Origin of the sequence: Candidatus Nanosynbacter lyticus, assembly GCF_000803625.1 — a bacterium.
Taxonomy (GTDB): Bacteria; Patescibacteriota; Saccharimonadia; order Saccharimonadales; family Saccharimonadaceae; genus Nanosynbacter; species Nanosynbacter lyticus.
Genome location: NZ_CP007496.1, coordinates 54,377 through 76,454, shown reverse-complemented (window position 1 = coordinate 76,454; position 22,078 = coordinate 54,377). Strand labels below are relative to the sequence as shown.

22 protein-coding genes are annotated in these 22,078 nt (G+C 44.1%); 4 read left to right on the top strand and 18 right to left on the bottom strand.

The window, feature by feature from the left end; all coding sequences use genetic code 11:
- Positions 1-3: 3 nt before the first annotated feature.
- Positions 4-1,083, top strand: a complete 1,080-nt coding sequence (ychF, locus tag TM7x_RS00390) for a redox-regulated ATPase YchF (protein ID WP_039326798.1) — start codon at positions 4-6, stop codon at positions 1,081-1,083.
- On the opposite strand, the gene TM7x_RS00385 is transcribed toward ychF, so the two are convergent.
- The 10 genes from TM7x_RS00385 to TM7x_RS00340 form a co-directional block, all read right to left on the bottom strand.
- Positions 1,073-1,795 carry a TlyA family RNA methyltransferase gene (locus TM7x_RS00385; RefSeq protein ID WP_039326796.1) on the bottom strand — a complete coding sequence of 241 codons (723 nt, stop codon included), beginning with the start codon at positions 1,793-1,795 and terminating at the stop codon, positions 1,073-1,075. The genes ychF and TM7x_RS00385 overlap by 11 nt on opposite strands.
- A gap of 11 nt (positions 1,796-1,806) precedes the next feature.
- Positions 1,807-2,367 (bottom strand): elongation factor P, encoded by a 561-nt coding sequence (gene efp, locus TM7x_RS00380; RefSeq protein WP_039326794.1) that lies wholly within the window; start codon positions 2,365-2,367, stop codon positions 1,807-1,809.
- A 72-nt stretch (positions 2,368-2,439) separates the two neighbouring features.
- Positions 2,440-2,637 (bottom strand): 30S ribosomal protein S18, encoded by a 198-nt coding sequence (gene rpsR, locus TM7x_RS00375; protein WP_039326792.1) that lies wholly within the window; start codon positions 2,635-2,637, stop codon positions 2,440-2,442.
- A 13-nt stretch (positions 2,638-2,650) separates the two neighbouring features.
- Positions 2,651-3,073, bottom strand: coding sequence for a single-stranded DNA-binding protein (locus tag TM7x_RS00370; RefSeq protein ID WP_039326790.1), 423 nt, complete (start codon positions 3,071-3,073; stop codon positions 2,651-2,653).
- A 35-nt stretch (positions 3,074-3,108) separates the two neighbouring features.
- Positions 3,109-3,462, bottom strand: coding sequence for a 30S ribosomal protein S6 (gene rpsF / locus TM7x_RS00365; RefSeq protein ID WP_052198769.1), 354 nt, complete (start codon positions 3,460-3,462; stop codon positions 3,109-3,111).
- A 72-nt stretch (positions 3,463-3,534) separates the two neighbouring features.
- A complete protein-coding gene (locus TM7x_RS00360) occupies positions 3,535-4,152 on the bottom strand; it encodes a hypothetical protein (RefSeq protein WP_039326788.1) in 618 nt (205 codons plus the stop codon).
- 44 nt (positions 4,153-4,196) lie between these two features.
- Complete coding sequence (locus tag TM7x_RS00355) at positions 4,197-6,410, bottom strand: FtsK/SpoIIIE family DNA translocase (protein WP_052198768.1); 2,214 nt, start codon at positions 6,408-6,410, stop codon at positions 4,197-4,199.
- 106 nt (positions 6,411-6,516) lie between these two features.
- The gene (locus tag TM7x_RS00350; protein ID WP_082001315.1) at positions 6,517-8,682 is read right to left on the bottom strand and encodes a ribonuclease J; all 2,166 of its coding nucleotides are present in this window, start codon (positions 8,680-8,682) and stop codon (positions 6,517-6,519) included.
- Between the two features lie 195 nt (positions 8,683-8,877).
- On the bottom strand, positions 8,878-9,714 hold the full coding sequence (locus tag TM7x_RS00345) for a hypothetical protein (RefSeq protein ID WP_039326786.1): 837 nt from the start codon (positions 9,712-9,714) through the stop codon (positions 8,878-8,880).
- Between the two features lie 122 nt (positions 9,715-9,836).
- Positions 9,837-10,589 (bottom strand): hypothetical protein, encoded by a 753-nt coding sequence (locus TM7x_RS00340; protein WP_138074052.1) that lies wholly within the window; start codon positions 10,587-10,589, stop codon positions 9,837-9,839.
- 5 nt (positions 10,590-10,594) lie between these two features.
- Here TM7x_RS00340 and TM7x_RS04110 point away from each other — a divergent pair, with 5 nt between their 5' ends.
- On the top strand, positions 10,595-10,762 hold the full coding sequence (locus tag TM7x_RS04110; RefSeq protein WP_158386484.1) for a hypothetical protein: 168 nt from the start codon (positions 10,595-10,597) through the stop codon (positions 10,760-10,762).
- Positions 10,763-10,795: 33 nt separating this feature from the next.
- On the opposite strand, the gene pnp is transcribed toward TM7x_RS04110, so the two are convergent.
- Positions 10,796-12,913, bottom strand: coding sequence for a polyribonucleotide nucleotidyltransferase (pnp, locus tag TM7x_RS00335; RefSeq protein ID WP_039326782.1), 2,118 nt, complete (start codon positions 12,911-12,913; stop codon positions 10,796-10,798).
- A 187-nt stretch (positions 12,914-13,100) separates the two neighbouring features.
- Between pnp and TM7x_RS00330 the strand changes: the two genes are divergently transcribed.
- A complete protein-coding gene (locus tag TM7x_RS00330; RefSeq protein WP_039326779.1) occupies positions 13,101-13,700 on the top strand; it encodes a sortase in 600 nt (199 codons plus the stop codon).
- Between the two features lie 61 nt (positions 13,701-13,761).
- Here TM7x_RS00330 and rpsO read toward each other — a convergent pair whose 3' ends face one another.
- The 3 genes from rpsO to TM7x_RS00315 are packed head-to-tail and all read right to left on the bottom strand — an operon-like array spanning position 13,762 to position 16,424.
- Complete coding sequence (rpsO, locus tag TM7x_RS00325; protein WP_039326777.1) at positions 13,762-14,028, bottom strand: 30S ribosomal protein S15; 267 nt, start codon at positions 14,026-14,028, stop codon at positions 13,762-13,764.
- Between the two features lie 38 nt (positions 14,029-14,066).
- A complete protein-coding gene (gene truB, locus TM7x_RS00320; protein WP_039326775.1) occupies positions 14,067-14,723 on the bottom strand; it encodes a tRNA pseudouridine(55) synthase TruB in 657 nt (218 codons plus the stop codon).
- Positions 14,724-14,726: 3 nt separating this feature from the next.
- Positions 14,727-16,424 carry a DHH family phosphoesterase gene (locus TM7x_RS00315; protein ID WP_039326773.1) on the bottom strand — a complete coding sequence of 566 codons (1,698 nt, stop codon included), beginning with the start codon at positions 16,422-16,424 and terminating at the stop codon, positions 14,727-14,729.
- A 159-nt stretch (positions 16,425-16,583) separates the two neighbouring features.
- On the opposite strand from TM7x_RS00315, the gene rpsT reads away from it, so the two are divergent.
- Positions 16,584-16,952: a 30S ribosomal protein S20 gene (rpsT, locus tag TM7x_RS04205; protein ID WP_082001314.1), complete on the top strand. Its 369-nt coding sequence runs from the start codon at positions 16,584-16,586 to the stop codon at positions 16,950-16,952.
- A gap of 52 nt (positions 16,953-17,004) precedes the next feature.
- Here rpsT and holA read toward each other — a convergent pair whose 3' ends face one another.
- From holA to polA, 4 genes are read right to left on the bottom strand one after another with little or no spacing between them, the layout of a single operon-like run.
- Positions 17,005-17,904, bottom strand: coding sequence for a DNA polymerase III subunit delta (gene holA / locus TM7x_RS00305; protein WP_039326771.1), 900 nt, complete (start codon positions 17,902-17,904; stop codon positions 17,005-17,007).
- Positions 17,901-18,869: a bifunctional DNA-formamidopyrimidine glycosylase/DNA-(apurinic or apyrimidinic site) lyase gene (gene mutM, locus TM7x_RS00300; protein ID WP_039326769.1), complete on the bottom strand. Its 969-nt coding sequence runs from the start codon at positions 18,867-18,869 to the stop codon at positions 17,901-17,903. The genes holA and mutM overlap by 4 nt, the downstream gene beginning before the upstream one ends.
- A gap of 7 nt (positions 18,870-18,876) precedes the next feature.
- Entirely contained in the window at positions 18,877-19,521 is a 645-nt protein-coding gene (locus TM7x_RS00295; protein ID WP_039326767.1) for a hypothetical protein, read from the bottom strand.
- A gap of 20 nt (positions 19,522-19,541) precedes the next feature.
- Positions 19,542-22,076 (bottom strand): DNA polymerase I, encoded by a 2,535-nt coding sequence (polA, locus tag TM7x_RS00290; RefSeq protein WP_039326765.1) that lies wholly within the window; start codon positions 22,074-22,076, stop codon positions 19,542-19,544.
- Positions 22,077-22,078: the final 2 nt, after the last annotated feature.

Sequence of the window (22,078 nt, the reverse complement as noted above, 5' to 3'; positions counted from 1 at the left end):
GTTATGAGTTTATCTATTGGAATCGTTGGCCTACCTAATGTCGGCAAATCGACACTTTTTAATGCTTTAACAAACAATGATATTTTGGCTGCTAATTATCCGTTTGCAACTATCGAGCCGAACACAGGAATTGTTCCCGTGCCAGACAGCCGCTTACAAGCCCTGGCTGAGCTTTATCATACCCAAAAAATCATCCCAGCTACCGTTACTTTCGTTGATATTGCCGGACTAGTTGCCGGCGCCTCCAAAGGCGAAGGTCTAGGCAATAAGTTTCTTCACAATATCAGAGAGTGCAACGCCATTATTCACGTTGTTCGTGCTTTTGAAAATTCAAAGATTTTGCGACACGACGAAGCGCCAATTGACCCAAAAAAAGATATCGGCATTATCAATACCGAGCTAATCCTAGCTGACTTACAAACAATCGAGAAACGCCTGCCGCAGCTACAAAAAGAAGCTAAGGCTAGTCCAGAAGCCCGCCAAAAAGTAGCCTATTTACAGTCACTGGCAGACAATCTACAGTCAGGGACACCAATTTCTGCTCTGGCTGGTGTGGACTTTGAAGCAATTGCTGACCTGCATCTACTCACCGCCAAACCAGTTATTTACGCTTTCAATGTTGATGAAGAAGGATTGAACAATTCCGCTCTAAAAGGAAAATTAAAAGAACTAGTCCACCCCTCAAAAACCGTCTTTGTCTGTGCAAAGCTAGAAGAAGAATTAAAAGGTTTATCAGAAGATGACGCCAAAGAGCTTCTGGAAAGTTATGGCGTTCAAGAAACTGGACTAGTCAAACTAATTCACGCCGCCTACGACACACTGGGGTTACAAAGCTACTTGACTGCCGGTGAAAAAGAAGTGCGCGCCTGGACAATCCATAAGGGCTGGACGGCGCCACAAGCTGCTGGAGTTATCCATTCAGACTTTGAACGAGGCTTCATTGCGGCGCAAATTGTCGATTTTAATGATTTGATTACTGCCGGATCAGAAGTAAAAGCTCGCGAGGCTGGTAAGATTCGCACTGAAGGCAAAACCTACATTATGCAACCAAATGATGTTGTTGAGTTTAGGTTTAATGTTTAGCTAATTGCAATTTATAAAATCGCTCAAGATTTCCCTTACTACCAGCAACTTCACTATCCTTTTTATCTAAAATCACAAAATACTTTTTTGCCCAATTTTCAAAATCAGTTAAGATCTGCCGTCGCACCTTATCGTTTTTAATAATGCCTTTATTAGTTTGATGTCGCCCTGCTTCAAATTGCGGCTTTACCATGGCAATAAGTATGGTATTTTTATTCATTAGTTCTTTAGCTACATGTGGCAAAATCTCCCGTAGCGATATAAATGACACATCCCCCACAATCACATCGATCACTTCATCTGTGCAAAAATCACGAATATCAGTTTTTTCGTGAAGGATAATCTTTGGGTTCGTCCGCAAGCTTAGATGAAGTTGGTCAGTACCAACGTCAACGGCAAAAACTTTCCTAGCACCATGACGCAGTGAATAGTCGGTAAAACCACCAGTACTTGAGCCAATATCTAATACTGTTTTATCTTGAAAATTAAGCTTAAAATATTTGGCTACGCTAGCCAGTTTTAAGCCCGCTCGCGACACATAAGTCTCCATCTTTTTTAGCGTTATCGTATCAGTATCAGATACCATTGCCCCTGATTTTTGAGCAATTTTTTTATTCAAATAAACGTAACCCAAGCGAATAAAATTATCCGCCTGAGAACGTGTTGACGCTAGCCCGCGCTCGACCAGAACCTTGTCTAATCGCTGTTTCATCTGAAGGACCGCTACTTCTTTCGTTCGCGATACTCGCCAGTTGATGTATCGACACTAATAATATCACCCTGCTTAATAAACGCCGGAACCTTCACTACCAAACCAGTTTCTAGCGTTGCGTCTTTTAAGACAGACGAAGTTGTGTCACCCTTCACTACATCCTCAGTATAAGTAACTTCCAAATATTTATTCTTTGGTAGCTCAACGTTAATTACTCGCCCGTCAAAGAATTGCAGATTTAACTCGTCGCCTTCCTTCAAGTATTTGCTAGCATCATCCACAATCTCCGCCGCCAATTCAAACTGCTCAAAACTAACAGGATCCATAAAGTAGAATTTATCGCCATCGTTATACAGATATTGCGCAGTCTTATTATTAACCTCAGCAGCTTCGATTCGCTCCTGCCCTTTAAATGTCTTCGGAATAACACTACCGTCAATCAAGTTCTTCAGCTTCACATTAACGATTGAGCCACCACGACCCATAACTTTTTGACCGTATTCTACGACGCGATATGGCTTGCCGTCAATTTGGCAAACTACGCCTTTTTTCAAATCAGTTGGCTGATACATACATATTCCTTTCCAATAAAATATCTCGCCGCCAAATATGTAGTAGCAACGAGATATGCTGTTTAAATATTGCTAGTTGCTAGCCACAAAAGGCAATAGCGCCAAATGACGAGCGCGCTTAATTGCCACTGCCAAACTTCTCTGCTGCTTTTCGCTTAAGCCAGTCTTGCTAATCGGCTCGATTTGACCATAAACATTGATGTAGCGCTGCAAAGTCTTTACGTCTTTGTAGTCAAAAATAATCGGTGGATTTTTCTTCAATTGTGCCATTATTATCTCCTTATTAGAATGGAATTTCGCTCAGGTCAATTGGCTTATCGTCAATCTCCGTCACAACTTCCTCTTTTTTAGTAGTTTTTGGCGCAGCAGAACCAGAATTGTCATTATTCGGACCGTCTAAAAATGTTACGTCTGAAGCAGTAACTTCAATTCGACTCTGTCTTTTGCCAGTTTCCTTATCTTCCCAACTATCTTGCCGCAGTCGCCCTTGGACTAGAACCCGACGACCCTTACTCAAATATTGCATCACCAAATCACCAAGTTTATCCCAAGCGGTAATATTGAAAAAGTCCGCCTGATCATCTTGGGTTGGTCGATCAACCGCGATACTAAAACTAACTACGTTCTTTCCAGAAGCCGTTGTTCGCTGCTCTGGATCGCGTGTCAATCTACCCAGTAAAATTACTTGATTGATGCTTCGTGCCATATTCTATCCCCTCTTTTACCTTGCGGCAGTTAGGCTTATTTATTTGATTCGCTTGAATCAGCTTCTTCGTTGCGTGCTTTTTGCTCGCTTAATGCCTGACGAGTTTTTTCATCAGTTTTTACCAATAGGTAGCGCAATACTTCGTCGGTAATGTTAAGCGTGTTAGAAATCTTCAATAAAGCTGGCGCTGGCAGTTTTACCTCAAAACAAACGTAAATTGCAAAGTCTTCACGCTTGATGGTATAGGCCAATTTTTTCTTGCCCCAGTTATCTTCTTTAGTAATTTCACCGCCGTTATCGGTGATTAAACCACGTACCTTATCCAACGCTGAATCTAGATTAGACTCTAAATCCGGATGAATAAGAACGGTTAGTTCGTATTCGTTCATGCTTCCTCCTCTGGAATCCATTTACGGATGCTTACGCTGTCTCACGTAAGCTTAGGTTAATATTCGCCTGTATTATACCCCACTCTGCGATATCTTGTCAATTAGCCTATAGATAGTGTCTATATCGTCAACACCAAGAGATTGAGTGTTGTTTCTTATGTCGGCGATTAATCTTCTGATATCTTCAGAGTTTCTCAAATCCAAACTTTCTAGATCAAGATTACCCGGACTTACTCGTCGTCCATCTATGGAATATTCGACCTTATACTCTCCCTCAAGACATTGCCCTTTCCAACCTCTAATAATCCAGCTGTGTTCTATATAAAGCGGCGGTAAGACACCTGAACGACTTACCACCTCAGTAACGTACAAACCTAATTCAGCAGAACATTGTGTGCCATCTTCCAACATAGATTCTGGTAAATAGATTATTTCGCACCCCTCCGCATGACCGTCCGAAGAAACGCGAATGGTTTCTAGTGGAATTGAAAAAATATGATGTACTATTTCTGGCGATAGTTTACATGTAAAAATGTTCGCAGCAGCACTACTATCGTCTATTTGATAGCGACCATTCTCTAGCCCTTCAATACCCTTCTCTTTAAGAACTTTACCTGCTGCTTGTACTATAGAGACAAGAGTATCTTGGTCAGGAGCTAAGTCATAGCTTCCGGGAAAATGCTCATTCATAAAGTTTTTTTACAATATAGATATTATTTGGTCAATCTTTTATACTATTCCGCCAACAATTCATCTAATTCTTCGACACTAGAGATCAATACATCACGTGGCTTTGATCCATTCTGCGGACCGATAATTCCCCGCTCTTCCATTTCTTCAATAATGCGCGCTGCTCGCTGATAGCCAATACCTAGTCGCGTTTGGAGCATACTCGTTGAGGCCTTTCGTCGCTCAACTACCACCCTCACAGCATCCTTGAATTTATCATCACCACCTTCTGACAAATCCATCACTACACCGCCCTTACCGTTCAACTGTACTGGCTGAGCCACCACTTCATCGTTGTACTGCGGCGCCATCTGCATTCGCAAATGATCAGTAATTTTATTTACTTCGTCATCAGTTACCCAGGCACCTTGGATGCGTTTCGGTTTACTCATGCTTGGTGTATAGAACAACATATCACCCTGACCCAGCAATTTTTCCGCGCCCGCTTGGTCTAAAATCGTCATACTATCCACCTGGCTAGCTACCGTAAAAGAAATACGCGCCGGCACGTTCGCCTTAATCAAACCAGTAATAACATCAACACTTGGCCGCTGCGTTGCCAGTACCAGATGGATACCAACCGCTCGAGCCTTCTGCGCCAAACGAACAATTAATGCCTCGACATCTTTCTTAGCAATCATCATCAAGTCCGCCATTTCGTCCACCACAATCACAATGTACGGCATCGAACCATCTTCATGCTCCTGCACATTACCGTTTTCATCAGCAATAGCAATCTTTTTCGCTCGTGATTGTAGCCTCTTATTGTAATCCTTAATATTACGGATCTTCTCTGTCGCTAATAATTTATAGCGCCGCTCCATTTCATTAACTGCCCATTTCAAAGCTGAAATAGTCTTTTCTGGCTCAGTAATCACTGGAGTCAGCAAGTGCGGAATATCCTCATATGGCGCCATTTCCACCTGCTTCGGGTCAACCAAAATCAGCTTCATGTCACTCGGACTATTGCGATACAATAAACTCGTCAGTAGCGTATTAATCATCACTGACTTACCAGAGCCAGTTTGCCCAGCAATTAGCAAGTGCGGCATCTTTCCCAGCTCACCAACCACGACTTGCCCAGAAATATCCTTACCAATCGTAAAGCTGAGCGGATCGCGCGACGCCGTCCACTGCTTTGAAACTAATGTGCTATACAGCCGCACCTCAGCTGCCTTACGGTTTGGCACCTCAATTCCCACCGCCTTCTGGCCAGGAATTGGTGCTTCAATCCTCAGACTTTGGGCCGCCAAATTAAGCGCAATATTTGTCTCTAGCGCAGTAATTCGCGTCAATTTCACACCACTTGGTGGCCTTAGGGTATACTGCGTCACCTTTGGACCAACGTTTATATCACCCATTGCTGCATCAATGTTAAATTCGGATAGTGTATCATGAATAATCTGAGCATTTTGTCTCGTATCGCCAGCATCCGCACCGCCTTCGTTCTTCTCTAATAAATCCAGGCTTGGGGCTTGCCAATTTGGATCACGTGTTGCCACCAGAGCTTGTTCTTCAGCGGCCTTTTCTGGCTTTTCAGTACGCTTTAATAAACCCTTCTTCTCCTTAGTGGTGTCAATAATCGGCACGCCAGCATTGAGTTTAATATCTCCCAAACTCACCTTTTTATTTTCCTCTGTCGACTGAGGATTTGCCGCTTGCTTCATGATAGATCGATTGTTATCATCCTCTAAGCTATTACTTTTAATTGCTTGCCACAATTTACTAAACACAGTAAATGGTGATGTTTGGGTGATAAATAAAACTGTAATAAACGCCAACACCAGGTAAAATATTGCAGCAATTGCCGAATCTACCATTTTAAGTGTGGCTGTATTTAATATATCACCTACAAATCCACCAGCATCTGGTCGTAAAGACGTCTTTAATAGCCCAAATAATCCTGAAAACCACACAATCTCTAAAACTGCCGCAAACTTCACCGCCGCAGGTAAGCGATTCTCTTCTGCCCGGAAAGTTTCTACCGCCAAATAAATTAATAGTATCGGTAATGTGTAAGCAGTGTAGCCGACTGTCTTTATGGTTGCCATATCAATCCACTGAAGAACTGGACCACCAACACCAAACCACGAAACCACCAATAGCAATGACAAGAGGATCAATAAGACCGCGCCTACTTGTGACCAAAAACCCACCGGCAAACTATGTTGCGGTTTGGTAGGAGTAGACTTTTTCGTGCTCTTTCGCTTTTTTGCCATAATCGTTTTTATTATACACTGATTTTATACTTCTTAACAGATATAAACATCAATTTAATACACTTTGTATTATAGCATAATTTATCAGTAAAATCAATCTGAGGATTTAGTAGGGACGAAAATCTTGTCGCTCCCGAGCCTTCGTGTCATTCGCCTCAGTGTCAGGCACTTGACGCTGCGGAAAACGACGGCGTGGCGTGGTTGGCAAAGTCATCCTTGGCTCCTCCACCGAAGTAATAGATTTTTTGTTGCGAGGCGTGGATTTTGCAGTCGGAGAAGCTGAAGCAGTCGTCGATTTTACCGTCTTTAAGCTGCCAACTTCATTAATCACCGGAATAACAATTGGCGTACGGCGCGTCTGATCGTACAAAATATGTGTGACTTCATCCTTAATTTCCTTCTTGATAACGTCTAGGTCATACTTGCCAGAAAAACTGCGCGCTGCCTTCTGCTTCAAATACTGACGAATCATGTTCATCAATTCCTCAGAATCACGCAGATAAATGAAGCCGCGGGAAATAATGTCTGGACTGGTTAGTAACCGCCCGGTGCCGCGTTGCACCGTCAATACCACCACAAACATTCCCTCTTGAGACATATGAATGCGGTCTTTTAGTACCACCTCAGACACAATAGCACCGGTATCATCATACATCACGCCGCCAGCCTGAATCCGACCAGCTTTCTTAGCTTGCCGTTCAACGTCAATTTCAATAATATCGCCAGCGTCACACACAAAGATATTCTTCCGCGGAATACCACACTCCTCTTCTGCCAACCGAGCATTATAAACCAACATATGAAATTCGCCGTGAATTGGCATATAGTACGTTGGGTTCAACGCATTAATCAACTTGACGTGATCATCATAATAACCATGTCCCGACAAGTGCAGCGGCCCAATCCCCGTCAAGTGTGTCTTGCCGTTCTGAATCACACTAGAACCTTCGCGCATCAAGCCATCAACTGTTCGCACTACGTTTTTCTCGTTGCCCGGAATCGGATTGGAGCTAAACACCACCACATCAGAGCCCTTGATCTTCATGTATTTATGCGCGCCAGTCGCCATACGGCTCAACACGGCATTAAACTCACCCTGCGAACCAGTACAAACCACCGTGACCTGGCTGTCTGGTAACTTGATGATATCCTCCATCTTCATAACGGTGTCTTTTGGAATCTTAATAGTGCCTGAACGTAGTGCTACCTCCAAGTTCTGAATCATCGAAAAACCAGCAAACGCCACCTTACGGCCGTGCTTGTGTGCTTCTTCCAAAATCAATTGCAAGCGGTGCACTTGTGATGAGAAACAGCTCAAAATCACTCGGCTGTTACTAAATTTATCCATCACCTGACCTATTGAATATTGAATATCAAACTCCGTGTGCGTGTGTGTACCAGCCGACTCACAGTTGGTAGATTCGTTCATAAACATCAGAACACCCTCTTTGGATGCCACTTCAGTCATGCGCTCGAGGTCAAATTTCTGGCCATCAACCGGACTTTCCTCAAATCGCCAGTCACCAGAGTCAATCACCACACCTAATGGCGTCCGAATGATCACTGCTGTCGAGTCAGGAATCGAGTGGTTTACTCGCACCAATTCCACGGAAAAGTGCTTCGATACTTGAACAATTTCATGACTCAATGGATCCATCACCCGAAAGTCTGGCTGAAAATCGGTATCAGCGTCAGCCATCGACTTGTCCAGCATGCCAATAGTAAACTTCGACCCATAAACTGGCGCTGGAATTCGGTGAATAAAGTGCCGGAATGACCCGATGTGATCCAGGTGTCCGTGAGTGAACACGTGCGCCTTAATCTTATGCTTATTTTCCTCCAGCCAGGTGATATCCGGCGTGATATAGTTGATACCTGGATAATCGCTGCCCGGGAACAGAAAGCCCATGTCCACGATGATAATTTCATCATCATACTCAATGGCGTTCATGTTTTTACCAATACCCATTTCACCAACACCACCGATTGGGATAATCCGCAGCTTTGGCTGGCCACCACGTTGCGGTTTTGGCTGCATTTTCATACTAAACTGCTCGCCACCATAACCATTATAAACCGACTTATTGACCGGAATATCAATCAAGTGCTGTGACGCCCTGAGGTTGACATTCTCGCTCGTTCGTCGCTGCGCTCGAAAGACCTCGCCCTTTCGAGTAGTGGTACTATTTAATACTGCGTTATTGCTTTTTTTCGACTGTGGACGCTTTTTAGCATCGTCCTTTTGCGGTGTTGCTAGTCGCCGCTGACCCATATTGTTATACTCCTTTTTTTATTACAATATAATTCAAAACCCAAGTATAGAGGTGTTAATCTAACAATAAATTCCTCTAATCAGTACTCCCTATAATAACAAACTGGCTGTATTTTGTCAAAAACAGCACTGCACAGCAAGCTACAATAAAAATTACCCTGATTTTATCAGGGTAATTTTATTTTTAGATACAGACTACTTTTCGTCAGACTTTTTCTTAGCTAGTTTCTTGAGATATGCATAGTCTTCTAAGTGATCACTTCTAGACTTTTCACCTTGCACTTCTGGGTTTTTTGGCTCTTTAGGTCTTCTTAATTTAGCGTTGGGGTTATTTTTAAGTTCACTATAGTATTTATATGACTCTAATAAAAAGGTTTTTATATCTTCTGACCAATACTTACGAAGAGCTTTACCGTACTGAGAAACAATTTTATCATCAGACTTTTCAAACCTCTCTACAGCTTTCATGCATCGCTCTTCACGGGAAGCTAGAGCAGCATCAATAGCTTCTCTGTCAGGCTTCATATATGACGCGTAGGTATTAAGTTCACAAAAACTGACATCTTCGTCTGTACTGACTTTATATGCAGCATATATAGCCGGCTTTATACTATCATTCCAATCCTTTAGCGCCTCATCGTAGGCTTCTTTTAAATCTTCGTCCGCAAGGGCTTTATGCGACCCCAGTTCTTTATATTTTTCATCAATCTCTCCAAGTGTTCTCTCAATACCCCTATACGACAATGAAGCATATTTACTTCCTTCAACATCCCTAGAGATGTCTAATTTATTAATCTGTGAGTAAAAGTCTTTATAGTCTTCCTTACTGACTTGGGCTCCACCTTTTTTATCACCTGATCCGCCAAGGAATACAAAAGCTAAGACAATACCAACAATGGCAATGATAGCGACAACTCCGCCAATAATTCCCCAAAAAACACCTTTACTCATATTCTTCTTCGGAGGCATTTGGTATGGAGTGCCAGCCATGGGTTGAGGCGGTAGTGTATTGTTATTCTGATTATTGTTCATAAAATTATTACCTCCTAAACTTACATTACCTACTATTATATAGTTATTAGCTGGTTGTCGTCAAACATTGACCACTAAAAGCACTCTGATTTCCTCAGGGCACTTTTGTTTTTAGATAAAATCTATTTATTAGCTTTATCTTCTAGTACTTTTTGTAAATTATCAAAATTATCTTTCACTATCTTGACAATGTCCTTTTTGTAATTAGGAGTTGGGGTAGTTGGAACTTTAGGTGACGACAAAGATGTTTTGCCGTTTGTTCTTATGTAGTCCTGCCTATAGGCTGTTGCTGCTACGTAATATTGCTTCATCTCCGCATAATGCTTTTTCAAGTCTTCACCATATTTCTTAGCAATATCATTATCAGACTTTATCATGTTGTCCAGGGCGTTTGTACAACTTTTCATGACAGAGTCAAAATCTTGTTCGATTTCATCCTTAGATTTCTCAAAATATTTATTTGGATTAGGGACTTTACATTTACGGTAAGCCCCTTCTTTGTTAAAAATTCCGACATATTTTAGGTAAGGTTTAGCCTCGTCATTCCACACCTTCAGATACTTGTCGTAAGCCTCCTTAACGTCTTTGTCCTTAAAGGCCTTATTAGAGGCAAACTTAGCGTGAGCTTCATCAGCTGAATTTATAACTTTATTTATGACCTCTTCGTAATCATCACTTTTTTTCACATCCTTAAATATATCCTTATACTCAGGCAGCTTCATTTGCGATACTAAGCTTACCGCATCTTTATAATCTGCCTTACTTGGACCACTCAAGAATACAATAGCCAGGACTATACCAACGATAATGATTATTAGCCCAATTACTCCGCCAATAATTCCCCACAAAACACCTTTACTCTTCGTCGGAGGCATTTGGTATGGAGCGCCAGCCATGGGTTGAGGTGGCATTTGTTGGAATTGTTGCGGCTGTTGTGGAGCCTGTTGGAATTGAGGCTGTTGAGGCGGAGCTTGTTGAAATTGTGGTTGAGGTGGTATTTGCTGCAGTTGTTGCTTCTTATTGTTGCTATTATCCATTAGAAATTTAATCTCCTGAAATTATGCTTTTCATTATTATATATTTACAAACCGATCATCGTCAAATTGATTTTACCGCGCTCATCAATTCCAGTAATTTTTACGCGAACCGACTGGCCCTCTTTAACTACATCAGTGACCTTATTGACTCGACCTTCGGCTAACTTTGAAATGTGCACCATGCCATCAACGCCCGGCAGAATATTTACAAAAGCACCAAAGTCCTTAATACTGACGACTTTACCCTTATAAACCTTGCCAACTTCTGGCTCCTCGACCAAGCTCTTAATCCAATTCAGTGCCTTTTCAATTGATTCACCATTAGGGCTAGCTATTGTAATCAAACCATCTTCCTTAATATCAACTTCAGCACCGGTTTCTGAGGTAATCTTATTGATGGTCTCTCCACCCTTACCAATCACCGCACCAATCTTATCTGGATCAATCTTAATCTTCTCAATTCGTGGCGCATACGGACTAAGCTGATCACGTGGAGTAGCCAACACACTCAGCATATGCTGCAAGATGTGCGCGCGACCGGCCTTACTCTGCTCAATTGCTTGACGCAGCACCGCCACTGGTAGGCCATGCACCTTCATATCCATCTGGAGAGCAGTGATTCCCTTTGCTGTACCTGTAACCTTAAAGTCCATATCGCCAGCGAAGTCTTCAGCGTCAGCAATATCACTCAGTACATACGGAGTATCACCGTCCATCATCAGACCCATAGCAATTCCACTAACTGGAGCCGACAATGGCACACCCGCATCCATCAACGCCAAACAGCTTGAACAAGTTGCCGCCATCGACGTTGAGCCGTTCTGGCTCATTATTTCTGTCACAGAACGAATAGCATAAGGAAAGTCTTCTTCTGCTGGCAATACTGGCAACAGCGCTCGTTCCGCCAAATAACCGTGCCCAATTTCACGTCGACCCGGGCTACCCATTCGCTTAACTTCACCGACTGTATAGCCTGGCGCATTGTAATGGTGCATATAGCGTCGTTCGCCATCATTAACTTCCATTGTGTCAACGAGTTGTGAATAGCTCAGCGGCGCCAAAGTAACAATGTTCATACCCTGCGTCACGCCGCGAGTAAACAGACTGGAGCCGTGAGCGCGCGGCAAGAAGCCAACTTCCGAGCTAAGCGGACGAATTTCTGTTAATTGTCGACCATCAGGACGGACTTGTTCTGCAACAATTCCCTGACGTACATCTTTATGAAGCGCCAAAGTAAACGCCTCATCATAATCACCACGTACCTCATTATATTCTTCCTCATCCATACCAAGTTTTTCCGCCATCGCCTCATGGAATTCAGCACGAATCTGACTAATCATTTCATTACGCTCTGGATATGGGCGACGAAGTTTTTCACCAAACTTACCCTTAGCCCACTCATCAACTGTCTGCTGAATTGATTCATCTGGCAAGATTAAGGTATATTCCTGCGGAGCTGGCGCAACTTTTTCCGCCAATTCCCGCTGCAGGGTAATTGCTGGCTGCATCATCTGGTGCGCCCACGCCATAGCATCGACAATAACATCTTCTGAGACTTCTTTAGCACCAGCCTCAACCATAGTGATACCACTTTCAATACCAGCCACCACCAAATCAAGATCCGACTTTTCGCGCTCTTCCTGCGTTAAGAATGCCTTAAATTCTCCATTGACGCGGCCGACACGCAGACCAGACACTGGACCGTCAAAAGGCGTGCCAGTTAGCATTAAGGCACTAGACGCCGCAATCATCGCAATAACATCTGGGCGGAAATCAGGATCCATGCTTAGTACTGTTGCTACAACCTGCACTTCTTGGCGGTAGCCCTTCGGAAATAGCGGACGAATTGGACGATCAATCAACCGACCAATCAGCACAGCCTCGTCACTTGGACGACCTTCACGCTTAATAAATCGGCTACCGGAAATTTTACCCGCTGCATAAAACTTTTCTTCATAATCAATCGATAATGGAAAATAGTCCATCTGGACTGGGCGACTGCTCACCTGCGCACTACCCAAAACCACGGTATCGCCGTAACGCACTAGCACGCTACCAGTTGTCCGAAAGCCAACGCGGTTTACCTCTAGTGTCAGCGGCCGACCACAAAACTCAGTGGTAACGCTAAAAATCTCCTTGCCGCTTGGATTAATAATACTCATAAAGAGCTCCTTTCTCGCGGCAGTAACAGGGATAAAATTGTGCCGCCTGATTCATGGCGCAATCTCATCTCTATCACTTCCGCATTACAAATTGCTGCTTAATATTATACTAAACCGCTGGCCTAAACACCAGCTCCGCTCTTATGCTCAGGCAAATTCCTTAATATAGTTATGCTATAATTTAGCCATGTCACTTCATCTAGAATCGGCTACCAAACGACGAAAAAATTACATTCTGCCAATAATCGCAGTAATAATGATTGCTAGTGGAATATATCTATTGGTGCTTATTAGTACACCACTTATCATGTCTCAAACCATCAACCCAAAGAACAATTCCACCTCACAGCTTATAAGTAAGACTAAGGATAAAATCACCGAAAATCGACTTTATATCCCAAAAATTGATATAAATCTGCCGTACGCATCTGGCGGTGCAGAAACTATGGAACACGGTGCTTGGTGGCGTAAACCAGAGAATGGTAACCCGAAGGATGGCGGTAATTTTGTTTTATCCGCACACCGTTTCATTATGGGCTTGACCCCTCGGCAAACACTTAGAAAATCACCGTTTTACAATATTGATAAACTGATGGTTGGCGATGAGATGGTTATCGATTATAATGGAGCGCGCTACATTTATGTCATCAGCGAAAAACGTAGCGTTAAACCAGAGGCAATAGAAATCGAACAACGCACCGATCAACCGCAATTGACGCTTTATTCCTGTACTTTAGGCGGTGCCAACGACGGACGCGACGTACTTATTGCCAAGTTGAAAAAATAATTGCAATAACAAAAATCCCCTTCTCTCCGAAGGGGATTTAAGCAGTTTTCCTAACGTAAAATTATTTACGCAAACCTAACTTGGCAACAACTGCTTTGTAGCTCTCAAAATCAGTTCGCTCCAAATATTTCAGCAAGCGTTTGCGCTTACCAACCATTTGGATCAAGCCGCGGCGCGCCATAAAGTCGTGTTTATTCGCCTTCAGATGCTCCGTGACCTCTTTGATACGAGCCGTTAAAACCGACACTTGAGCCTGTGGGCTACCGACGTCGTTTTTATTGACCTGAGTCAAAGCAATTGCTTTTGCTTTATTATCTTTGCTAATCATAGCTTTGTAATTATACCAAGTTACTCAGCTTTTTGCAATTAGCTAGTAATTCCAAAATCCGCCAAGGTCTTCGCTTCCTTAATAGAATAATCGGCTATTTGTGTGCGGCGCAAATTCTCACAATACGCACCCGTATTTAATCTATCACCAATATCCACCGCTAATGTTCGGATATAAGTTCCGCTGGAAACATGAGTTTTGATTCTTAACTTAGGATATTCATAGGACAACAATTCTAGTGAATAAATCTCCACTGTACGCTTTGGGATCTCCACCTGCTTCCCTTCGCGCGCCAATTTATAAGCTCGCTGACCGTTAATTTTTATTGCGCTAAAAATAGGCGGGGTCTGTTCAATTTTCCCCACAAACTGACCGATTACCTGCTGAATCTCCTCTACACTCGGCTTATAGTCAGACACTTCGGCAATTTCGCCCTCAGGATCACCCGTCGAGCTTTTCTCTCCTAAGACAATCTCCGCCTCATACCATTTATCTAGCTTAGTAAACGTCTCGGCTTCCCGACATTTCTTTCCTGTCACAATAATCATTAATCCTGTCGCAAACGGATCAAGCGTACCCGTGTGGCCAACTTTCACTTTCTTACCCGCTTGATTAGATAAAACTCGTCGCAAGCGCGCCACCACCCCAAAGCTAGTCAAACCTTGTGGCTTATCTATAAGAATGACTTCATCCATCAACTATTTTTGCCCTGGAATCTGGAATTGACCTGGATTAAATTCCCCGGTATTTTGAATTGGCTGAGTCGGCAGCGCCGGTGCTGGAGCTACTTCAGCAGCTACCGGTTCAGGCGCTACGCCTAGTGGCGAAAGTTGCGGTAATCCAGCGGTATCAACACCGGTTGGCGCTGGTGGCATTGGTGGCAGTGCACTAAAATCTGGAATTGCTGGTGGCATCGGTAAAGAAATCTCGTTAGCCGTATTCTCAGGTTGTAACGGAGCAGCTAGAACAGGCTCAGGAGAGACACTAACTTGATTTGGCTCTACGGCTACCGGCGCGCTTAGTTGGTTTGTATCATTGGTAATTGCCGCAATAATTGACTCATCAGATTGAGGAGCAACAGGTATTGTCGACAATCTTTGTTCAGCGTTAGTTGTAGCAAATGGGTCAATTTTTGGCGGTTCGTCAGAAGCCCCCATAGCCGCATTCAACGGCGTGTCGCCAAATGATGGTGTGCTATCACCCACATACTTACTATGAGTTAAGATGGTCTTATTCTGGTCACTAGCTAGCGCCCTTATCTTATCCTCGGCAGCCTGCGTAGTAGTCGCATTTAGCGTGCCACCCATCAATGGCGTTTCCTCAAAGGAAAGCTCTTTGGCGACTATTTTTTCGCTAGGCTCCTCTTCCTCTACTCGAACTTCTTCCTTAATCGGCTTAATGTTGGCTAATTTCTCTTCAGCAACCCTAGCAGACTCTTCCTGCTTTTCTTTTACCGTCTGCTCAGCTACTTCATCAACGTCACCCTTCTTTTCGTGGCTAATTGACAACGTTCCGTCTGCCTGCTCTGATTCTTCGGCTTCCTCTACTTCATCTGCCTTATCTTCGGATGAATCATCTTTGTCTTTGGCTGGAACTTCTTTTTTAACTTGTTCAATTTCCTTAGGCTTATCTTCTGTCTCGCTCTCGGCAATCTTTGATATTACTAATTGCTGATTTGCCCCTGCTGCCATCAGTTCTGCTGCAGTAGTCATAACCTTTGATGAAGTATTGTCATTACTAAAGCGCTCAGTAACGGCCACAATTCCCGTCAACAGTGCGGTTGCCATCTGTTCATCCAAAGTTACCTTCGGCGTCTTCAAGTCATTAATCAGTTCAACAATCATCTCACTTACGCCACTAGTACTACCCTCATGCCAATCAATCGACCCCAAGCCGCTCTTTACGTCGCCCGCTGTTATCGAGATAACCGTAGCATCATGCAAAATCTTACCGTGTGCCGTTAACGCTGTATCAATACTTTCACTATTCTCAACATTCAACGCCAAAACTAACTCAACATTATAATCACCCTGTGAGAATTCTAAATCTTTGTCAGAAATCGTCGTTCGGTATGGCGTAATAAAGATCTTCACCGCATCATCAACAAGTTTATAGCGCAAATGGTCAGCCTTTTCCTTATCTAAGGCAATAATAAAATCACGTAAAGAATCTGTTGTCTGCTCAAACGTTTTATCAGGATTAAGAAAAGTAATAGCTGGCGGAATATCACCACTAAACACCGCTGTAGCGTGTTTGCCAAGTTTGTTAAGGAAAATCGTCAATCCTAATGCTGCCGATAATTCATCGACTGACGGACTGGAGCTGACCGTCACCAAAATATTAGTTACATCCTTGATGCTCTGGACTACTTTTTGTTTTGCTGATCCGTTTGACATGACTTTTCCTATGTTTGTTTTTTGTAATTACGCTTGGCATCACTATACCATAAGCACTACCATAAAGTCAATATCTGTACCGCCTCTTTACAATTTGCACTGTTTTCTGTATAATTCTTCCTGATTAGCGATACAAATCTATAGAGGTAAAGGAGTAACATGCCAATAATCAAATCCGCCATCAAGCGCGCTAAACAAACTCTAAAACGCCGTGAACGCAATATCGGCATTAAAAAAGATATCAAGACTGCCGTTAAGGCTTTCTCTGCAGCCCCAAGCGCCAAGACACTTTCTGCAGCTCAAAGTGAAATCGACGCCGCTGTTAAAAAGGGCCTGATTAAAAAGAATACTGCTGCTCGCCGAAAAAGCGCGTTGAGCAAAATTGCTAAAAAAGCAGGTGTTACTTTAGAAGCTGCCAAAAAGCCAGCTGTCAAGCCAGCTGCCACTAAAAAACCAGCAACTGCTAAGAAAACTACAGCTAAAAAGGCTCCGGCAAAGAAGTCGGCTGCCAAGAAAACTACAAAGTAATTCATTAGTTATTTTTCTTATAACACTCCAGTCTATCTGGGGTGTTTTTATGCTAGCCGATGTCAGCCAAAGCCACCTCTATAAGAAGCCACGGATTGACCGAGGTTGTTTTCATCTGTAAATCAGCCCTAAATAAAGCCTCGTTAATTCGCCTCAACCGCTTTTTATCAATACCTTTTGACAATGAGGCCAATCGCCGTAAAACATACGGATTAACAGAAAAATCTGATGCCACCGCACCACTATCACCATCCGCTAAAATTAACGCCGTCAAATTGGTTGCCTGAGAGGCTAATAATCCCATTGTCTGATAAGCACCATCAATGCCACTTTCCGACTCCAGATAGCCAATTATGTCGTGAACTTTATCGCGGTCTCCTGCTAGCACCGAAACGAACAAATCAAATACGTTTTCTGCTCGCGCCAGCGGAATGAAATCATCAATCAATTCATCTGTAACGTCCTCCGCTAACGCTAGCTGATCCAGAAAATTACTCAATCGCAACTGATCAAACCCTAAGCGGCCAACAATTATCTCCGCCTGCTGATTCGTTAAATCATATCCACGATTTTTTACCTCTGCTTGGCACCACTTTAAAAGTTGTGACTTTTGGCGCTCGCTTAACGGTAAAAACTCTCTAACCTGAGCATTTTTTTGAAGCCATTTGTAGGTTTTTGTTCGCTTGTCAATTTTATCTTCTACCAGAATAATTGTCCGATCTTCATCAAACTTCATATCTGGTAGTTGCGACCAAACTTCATTATTTTCACTTAATCTCGAAATCAAGTATCTTGAGGAATCCATAAATAATGTTTGACCGATTGCTATTTCCTGCATACCATTTAGCGACAGACTCTCGCCATCGTGACGCTCCACGTTCTCACCGCCAATCAACTCTGCTAGCGCTGCTCGCTTTTCAAACTCATTTTCACCATAAAGAAGATAGATCATTCTGCCTCTACCTGACACACCGGACAAACATGCGTCCCACGGCCAGAAACTTTTAATTTCACAATTTCCTGGTCAGGATGAAGATGGCACGGCTGGCCTTCCCGACGAAATACATGGGCAAACTTCAGATAATTACCCCTCCGACCTTCAGCATCAACATAATTTTTATCCGTTGAACCACCCTGGTCAATGCTTAATTGCAAAATCTGGCGCAACTCATTAAATAAAGTTGCCAGCTGCTCGTCACCAACATTTCTCACTCGAGTTTGAGGGTGAATTTTTGCTGCCCACAAAGCCTCGTCAGCGTAAATATTACCCACCCCAGCAATTACCGCCTGATCAAGAAATGCCGGCTTAATCATCGAATTTTGGCGACGACGAATCCGCTTAATAAAATCTTCAGCACGAGTTGCCTTCTCAAGAGGCTCTGGTCCAACTTTTTTCATAAATGGCAGATTCTTTATCTCATCAGTCGGCAGCAACTTCATCCAACCAAATTTGCGCTGATCGTTAAAAAATAGTCGCGACCCATCCACAAAATCAATCTGCACTCGCGTCGATCGATCAGGTAACTCGCCAATCAAACTATCATTTGGATGACCACCAGCAAATTCTCCAACGTTGCGAGTAGTATCCCCAGAAGAATCTTGGGAAACTTTACGTGGGTCCCGAGATATTTTTGAGGATATCCGAGCAGCATGACGAGAGTCCTGACGAAAAATAAGTTGCCCTGTCATCTTCAAATGAATTACCAGCGAGTAGTTAGTATCTAGATCAATCATTAATACTTTTGCTCGCCGTCGCACCGCCCTTACACGCGCACCGTATAAAAACTTCTCAACATCAGCAGGCGAATTTGGAAAACTCTTCGGTGAGTCAAAAACTTTTGCTCGCACTACAGATTGGCCAGGCAGTAAATCTGCCAAACCGCGGCGCACTGTCTCAACTTCAGGTAGTTCCGGCATATCAATCCTATAACTTAAACAACGCCTCTTCCTGACTAAGACCAATACCAGCCGCCATCTTCTTGCCGTCAGGAATTTGCTTCAAAAACATATCTAAGATTTCATTAACATTTGCCTGCGCCGAACCCTTAGAGCCACTACAATCCGACGTCCATAAACTCTTCACGACTGAATTATCCTTCAGTGTCTCAAATTTATACACTTTACCACTAGCACAGATGCCGCGTAAATCGTTTTGTTGTTCAGTAAGTTGCGTACCATTCATCATTTTCCGCTTATCAAGCGCATAGACCAACTCCGCATAAGCCTTCACATTGTTGTCTAATTTTTTCTGATTAATTTCTTTATCCAAATAACCTTCGTATGTTGTCATATCACGAGAACTTGGCGAGATAACAACACTATACGATCGAAAATTCTCATTAGCTACAATTGGGCCACGAACTGTTAACCGCACCGCACTGCCTTCCTCTGTTGACAGCAGCGCAACTTGACCCGTATTAACATTCTGATCTGCTTGTCCTGAATCATTTTTACCAAATAAAGCTCGACCAATTGCAATAACCGCCGCCACTGCCACAATAGTAATGACAATAACTAGCAAGATTGGTACAAATCGAGAAAATGAATTGCGTCGCTGGGTGTATTTCATGGCGTAATTATACCATATTTCTACACTTCATCCCAATGAGCACCCATGCCGACGTCAACTTTTAATTTAATTGGCAGATCTGGACAAATTCCTTCCATCTCCGCACGCATTATTTCGCTGACCCGCTCAGCGTCTTCTGGCCGACACTCCACCAAAATCGAGTCGTGGACTTGTAGAACCGGCTCAGCCAACCCGGCTAATTTATCCTCCAGTCGAATCATCGCCAGCTTCATCAAATCAGCTTCCGTGCCCTGAATTGGCATATTCATCGCTGCCCGCTCGGCCGCCGAACGCACCATAAAATTGCTCGACTTAACGTCAGGCGTTGGTCGCCGCCGGCCAAAATAAGTCTCGACAAAACCTTGTTCGCGCGCTTGAACTAAAATTGTATCCAGATATTGGCGGATTGGTTGGCGCACCGCAAAATAGTGTTCAATAAACTGTTTCGCCTCAGTAAATGTCATGCCAGTGGCCGCCGCCAATCCGTGCGGACTCATGCCGTACAGCACCCCAAAGTTGATCACCTTAGCCGCGCGGCGCTGTAATTTTGTCACCTCGCTCATCGGCACGCCGTAGGTCTCGGCCGCCGTTTTAGTATGAATATCCACATCGCTATTAAAATCGTTAATCAGCTGCTCATCGCCCGCCAGCACCGCTGCCAACCGCAGCTCAAATTGTGAATAATCCGCGCCAACGAAGACCTTATCCTCATTCGGTACAAATGCCTGGCGAATTTTCCGACCCAATTCCGTACGCACCGGAATATTCTGTAGGTTAGGATTTGCGCTGCTCAGCCGCCCAGTGCTGGTGACGTCTTGATTAAATGTGGTGTGAATCCGCCCGTCCGCGGCCACCAACTTCGGCAGCGCTTCAATGTAGGTGCTAATCAATTTAGTAAGCTCCCGGTACCGCTCAATCAGTTCAATAATCGGGTGTTGGCCACGCAGTTTATCCAGCTCTTTTTGCCCTGTCGAATAGCCAGTTTTTCCTTTTTTGATACCAGTCGTCGGCAGCTGCAACTTGGTGAATAGCACCTCAGACAGCTGCGCCGGACTAGCAGCATTGAACTCACTCCCAGCCATCGCATACATTTGTTGTTCAAGTTGGCTCACCTCCGCCCTCAGCTCCTCGCCCATCCGCTCAAGCAGCGCTGTGTCCAGTTTCATGCCGCGCTTTTCCATCTGAAACAGCGACCAAATTACTGGAAAATCAAACTCACGGAGCACCCGAGCAACTTGCTGATGCGCTGCCATATAATCCTGCTGCTGGCGGTAAATCTGGCGTAGTCGTGCCAGCTGTCGCGACGCGGAATCATCCTCAGAAAAATCGCCCGCCAGTGCCGCTAAACTGCGGTCGCGCCTCAATGGATCGATCAAAAACGCCGCCTGTCCAACATCCCAGACCTCATGAAACCGCACCGTCACACCGTGAGCGTCCAGCGCATGATATAGATCCTTGACGTCCGCCGCGATTACTACGCCCTGCGCCAACAGTTGCCAAACATGTTGACCAATTTCACTCATCTTGGCCCGCCACGCTACACCAGGCTTAGAATTAATATAGACCGTGTCCGGTTCCGATGGATCAATATAGATAATATTCTCTGTTTCAAACAGCGGCTCAGCTGGCAAATTGTCAACCTGCGGCAACTCTAACTCCGCCGTCTCCACTACCTCATCCACCGCTTGCATTGTCTTTGGCAGCCGCCCAATCAGCGAATGAAACTCCAGTTTCCGCAAAATCTCCGCCACCCGAGCAAAATCGCAATCATTAACATCCGCCACCTCCCAGTCCAGCTCCACCGGCGCGTCCGTCCAGATTTCTGCCACTTGCTTAGTTAAGTACGCAGATTCACGGCCGTTCTCCAGCTTTGTCCGTAGAGCACCTTTTTGCTCATCCACATGTGCGTACACGCCGTCCAATGTTTCATATGCTTGCAATAATTTGACCGCTGTCTTTTCACCAACGCCCGGCACACCCGGCAAATTGTCGCTAGAATCACCTTTTAGCGCCTTCAAATCCAAAAACTGGTCCGTCCGAATACCATATTTTTGTTCAAAATATTCTGCCGTAAATTCCTCGATATTCCTCAGGCCATTTTTCATAGCATAGACTTTGGTGAGAGGCGACACCAATTGCAGCGCATCCAAATCGGACGTCAATAGACAGGTCTGCACACCACGCGCCTCCGCTTGCTTGGCAAATGCACCCATGATGTCGTCCGCCTCATAATCATCCAGTTCATACAGTGGCCAGCCAAACGCATCCAGCAGTTCCATCAAGATTGGAATTTGCTGATAAAAATCATCAGGCGCCGGCTTGCGACCGGCCTTGTATTCTGGATATAATTCCCGCCGCTTACGGATGTTGGTACCGCGCTTGTCCCAGGCCACCACCACATAATCCGGCTCCAATTTCTTGATAAGCTCAATCGCCAAACTCACAAACCCATACACCCCGCCAGTCGGCGTACCGTCCGCCGTACTGAGCCCCGGCATAGCATAATAACCTCGGTAAAACACCGATTTTCCATCAATAACCACTAGACGTTTCATAC

Excerpts from the sequence above, each read along its gene's own strand:
- rpsR (WP_039326792.1), bottom strand. The coding sequence starts at position 2,637 with ATGGCACAATTGAAGAAAAATCCACCGATTATTTTTGACTACAAAGAC.
- TM7x_RS00315 (WP_039326773.1), bottom strand. The coding sequence starts at position 16,424 with ATGTCAAACGGATCAGCAAAACAAAAAGTAGTCCAGAGCATCAAGGAT.
- TM7x_RS04110 (WP_158386484.1), top strand. The coding sequence starts at position 10,595 with ATGGAGCGCCAGCCATGGGTTGAGGTGGCATTTGTTGGAATTGTTGCG.
- pnp (WP_039326782.1), bottom strand. The coding sequence starts at position 12,913 with ATGAGTATTATTAATCCAAGCGGCAAGGAGATTTTTAGCGTTACCACT.
- rpsF (WP_052198769.1), bottom strand. The coding sequence starts at position 3,462 with ATGAACGAATACGAACTAACCGTTCTTATTCATCCGGATTTAGAGTCT.
- TM7x_RS00370 (WP_039326790.1), bottom strand. The coding sequence starts at position 3,073 with ATGGCACGAAGCATCAATCAAGTAATTTTACTGGGTAGATTGACACGC.
- TM7x_RS00355 (WP_052198768.1), bottom strand. The coding sequence starts at position 6,410 with ATGGCAAAAAAGCGAAAGAGCACGAAAAAGTCTACTCCTACCAAACCG.
- TM7x_RS00345 (WP_039326786.1), bottom strand. The coding sequence starts at position 9,714 with ATGAACAATAATCAGAATAACAATACACTACCGCCTCAACCCATGGCT.
- mutM (WP_039326769.1), bottom strand. The coding sequence starts at position 18,869 with ATGCCGGAACTACCTGAAGTTGAGACAGTGCGCCGCGGTTTGGCAGAT.
- holA (WP_039326771.1), bottom strand. The coding sequence starts at position 17,904 with ATGATCTATCTTCTTTATGGTGAAAATGAGTTTGAAAAGCGAGCAGCG.
- TM7x_RS00360 (WP_039326788.1), bottom strand. The coding sequence starts at position 4,152 with ATGAATGAGCATTTTCCCGGAAGCTATGACTTAGCTCCTGACCAAGAT.
- polA (WP_039326765.1), bottom strand. The coding sequence starts at position 22,076 with ATGAAACGTCTAGTGGTTATTGATGGAAAATCGGTGTTTTACCGAGGT.
- truB (WP_039326775.1), bottom strand. The coding sequence starts at position 14,723 with ATGGATGAAGTCATTCTTATAGATAAGCCACAAGGTTTGACTAGCTTT.
- TM7x_RS00350 (WP_082001315.1), bottom strand. The coding sequence starts at position 8,682 with ATGGGTCAGCGGCGACTAGCAACACCGCAAAAGGACGATGCTAAAAAG.
- ychF (WP_039326798.1), top strand. The coding sequence starts at position 4 with ATGAGTTTATCTATTGGAATCGTTGGCCTACCTAATGTCGGCAAATCG.
- TM7x_RS00340 (WP_138074052.1), bottom strand. The coding sequence starts at position 10,589 with ATGCCTCCGACGAAGAGTAAAGGTGTTTTGTGGGGAATTATTGGCGGA.
- efp (WP_039326794.1), bottom strand. The coding sequence starts at position 2,367 with ATGTATCAGCCAACTGATTTGAAAAAAGGCGTAGTTTGCCAAATTGAC.
- TM7x_RS00385 (WP_039326796.1), bottom strand. The coding sequence starts at position 1,795 with ATGAAACAGCGATTAGACAAGGTTCTGGTCGAGCGCGGGCTAGCGTCA.
- TM7x_RS00330 (WP_039326779.1), top strand. The coding sequence starts at position 13,101 with ATGTCACTTCATCTAGAATCGGCTACCAAACGACGAAAAAATTACATT.
- rpsT (WP_082001314.1), top strand. The coding sequence starts at position 16,584 with ATGCCAATAATCAAATCCGCCATCAAGCGCGCTAAACAAACTCTAAAA.
- TM7x_RS00295 (WP_039326767.1), bottom strand. The coding sequence starts at position 19,521 with ATGAAATACACCCAGCGACGCAATTCATTTTCTCGATTTGTACCAATC.
- rpsO (WP_039326777.1), bottom strand. The coding sequence starts at position 14,028 with ATGATTAGCAAAGATAATAAAGCAAAAGCAATTGCTTTGACTCAGGTC.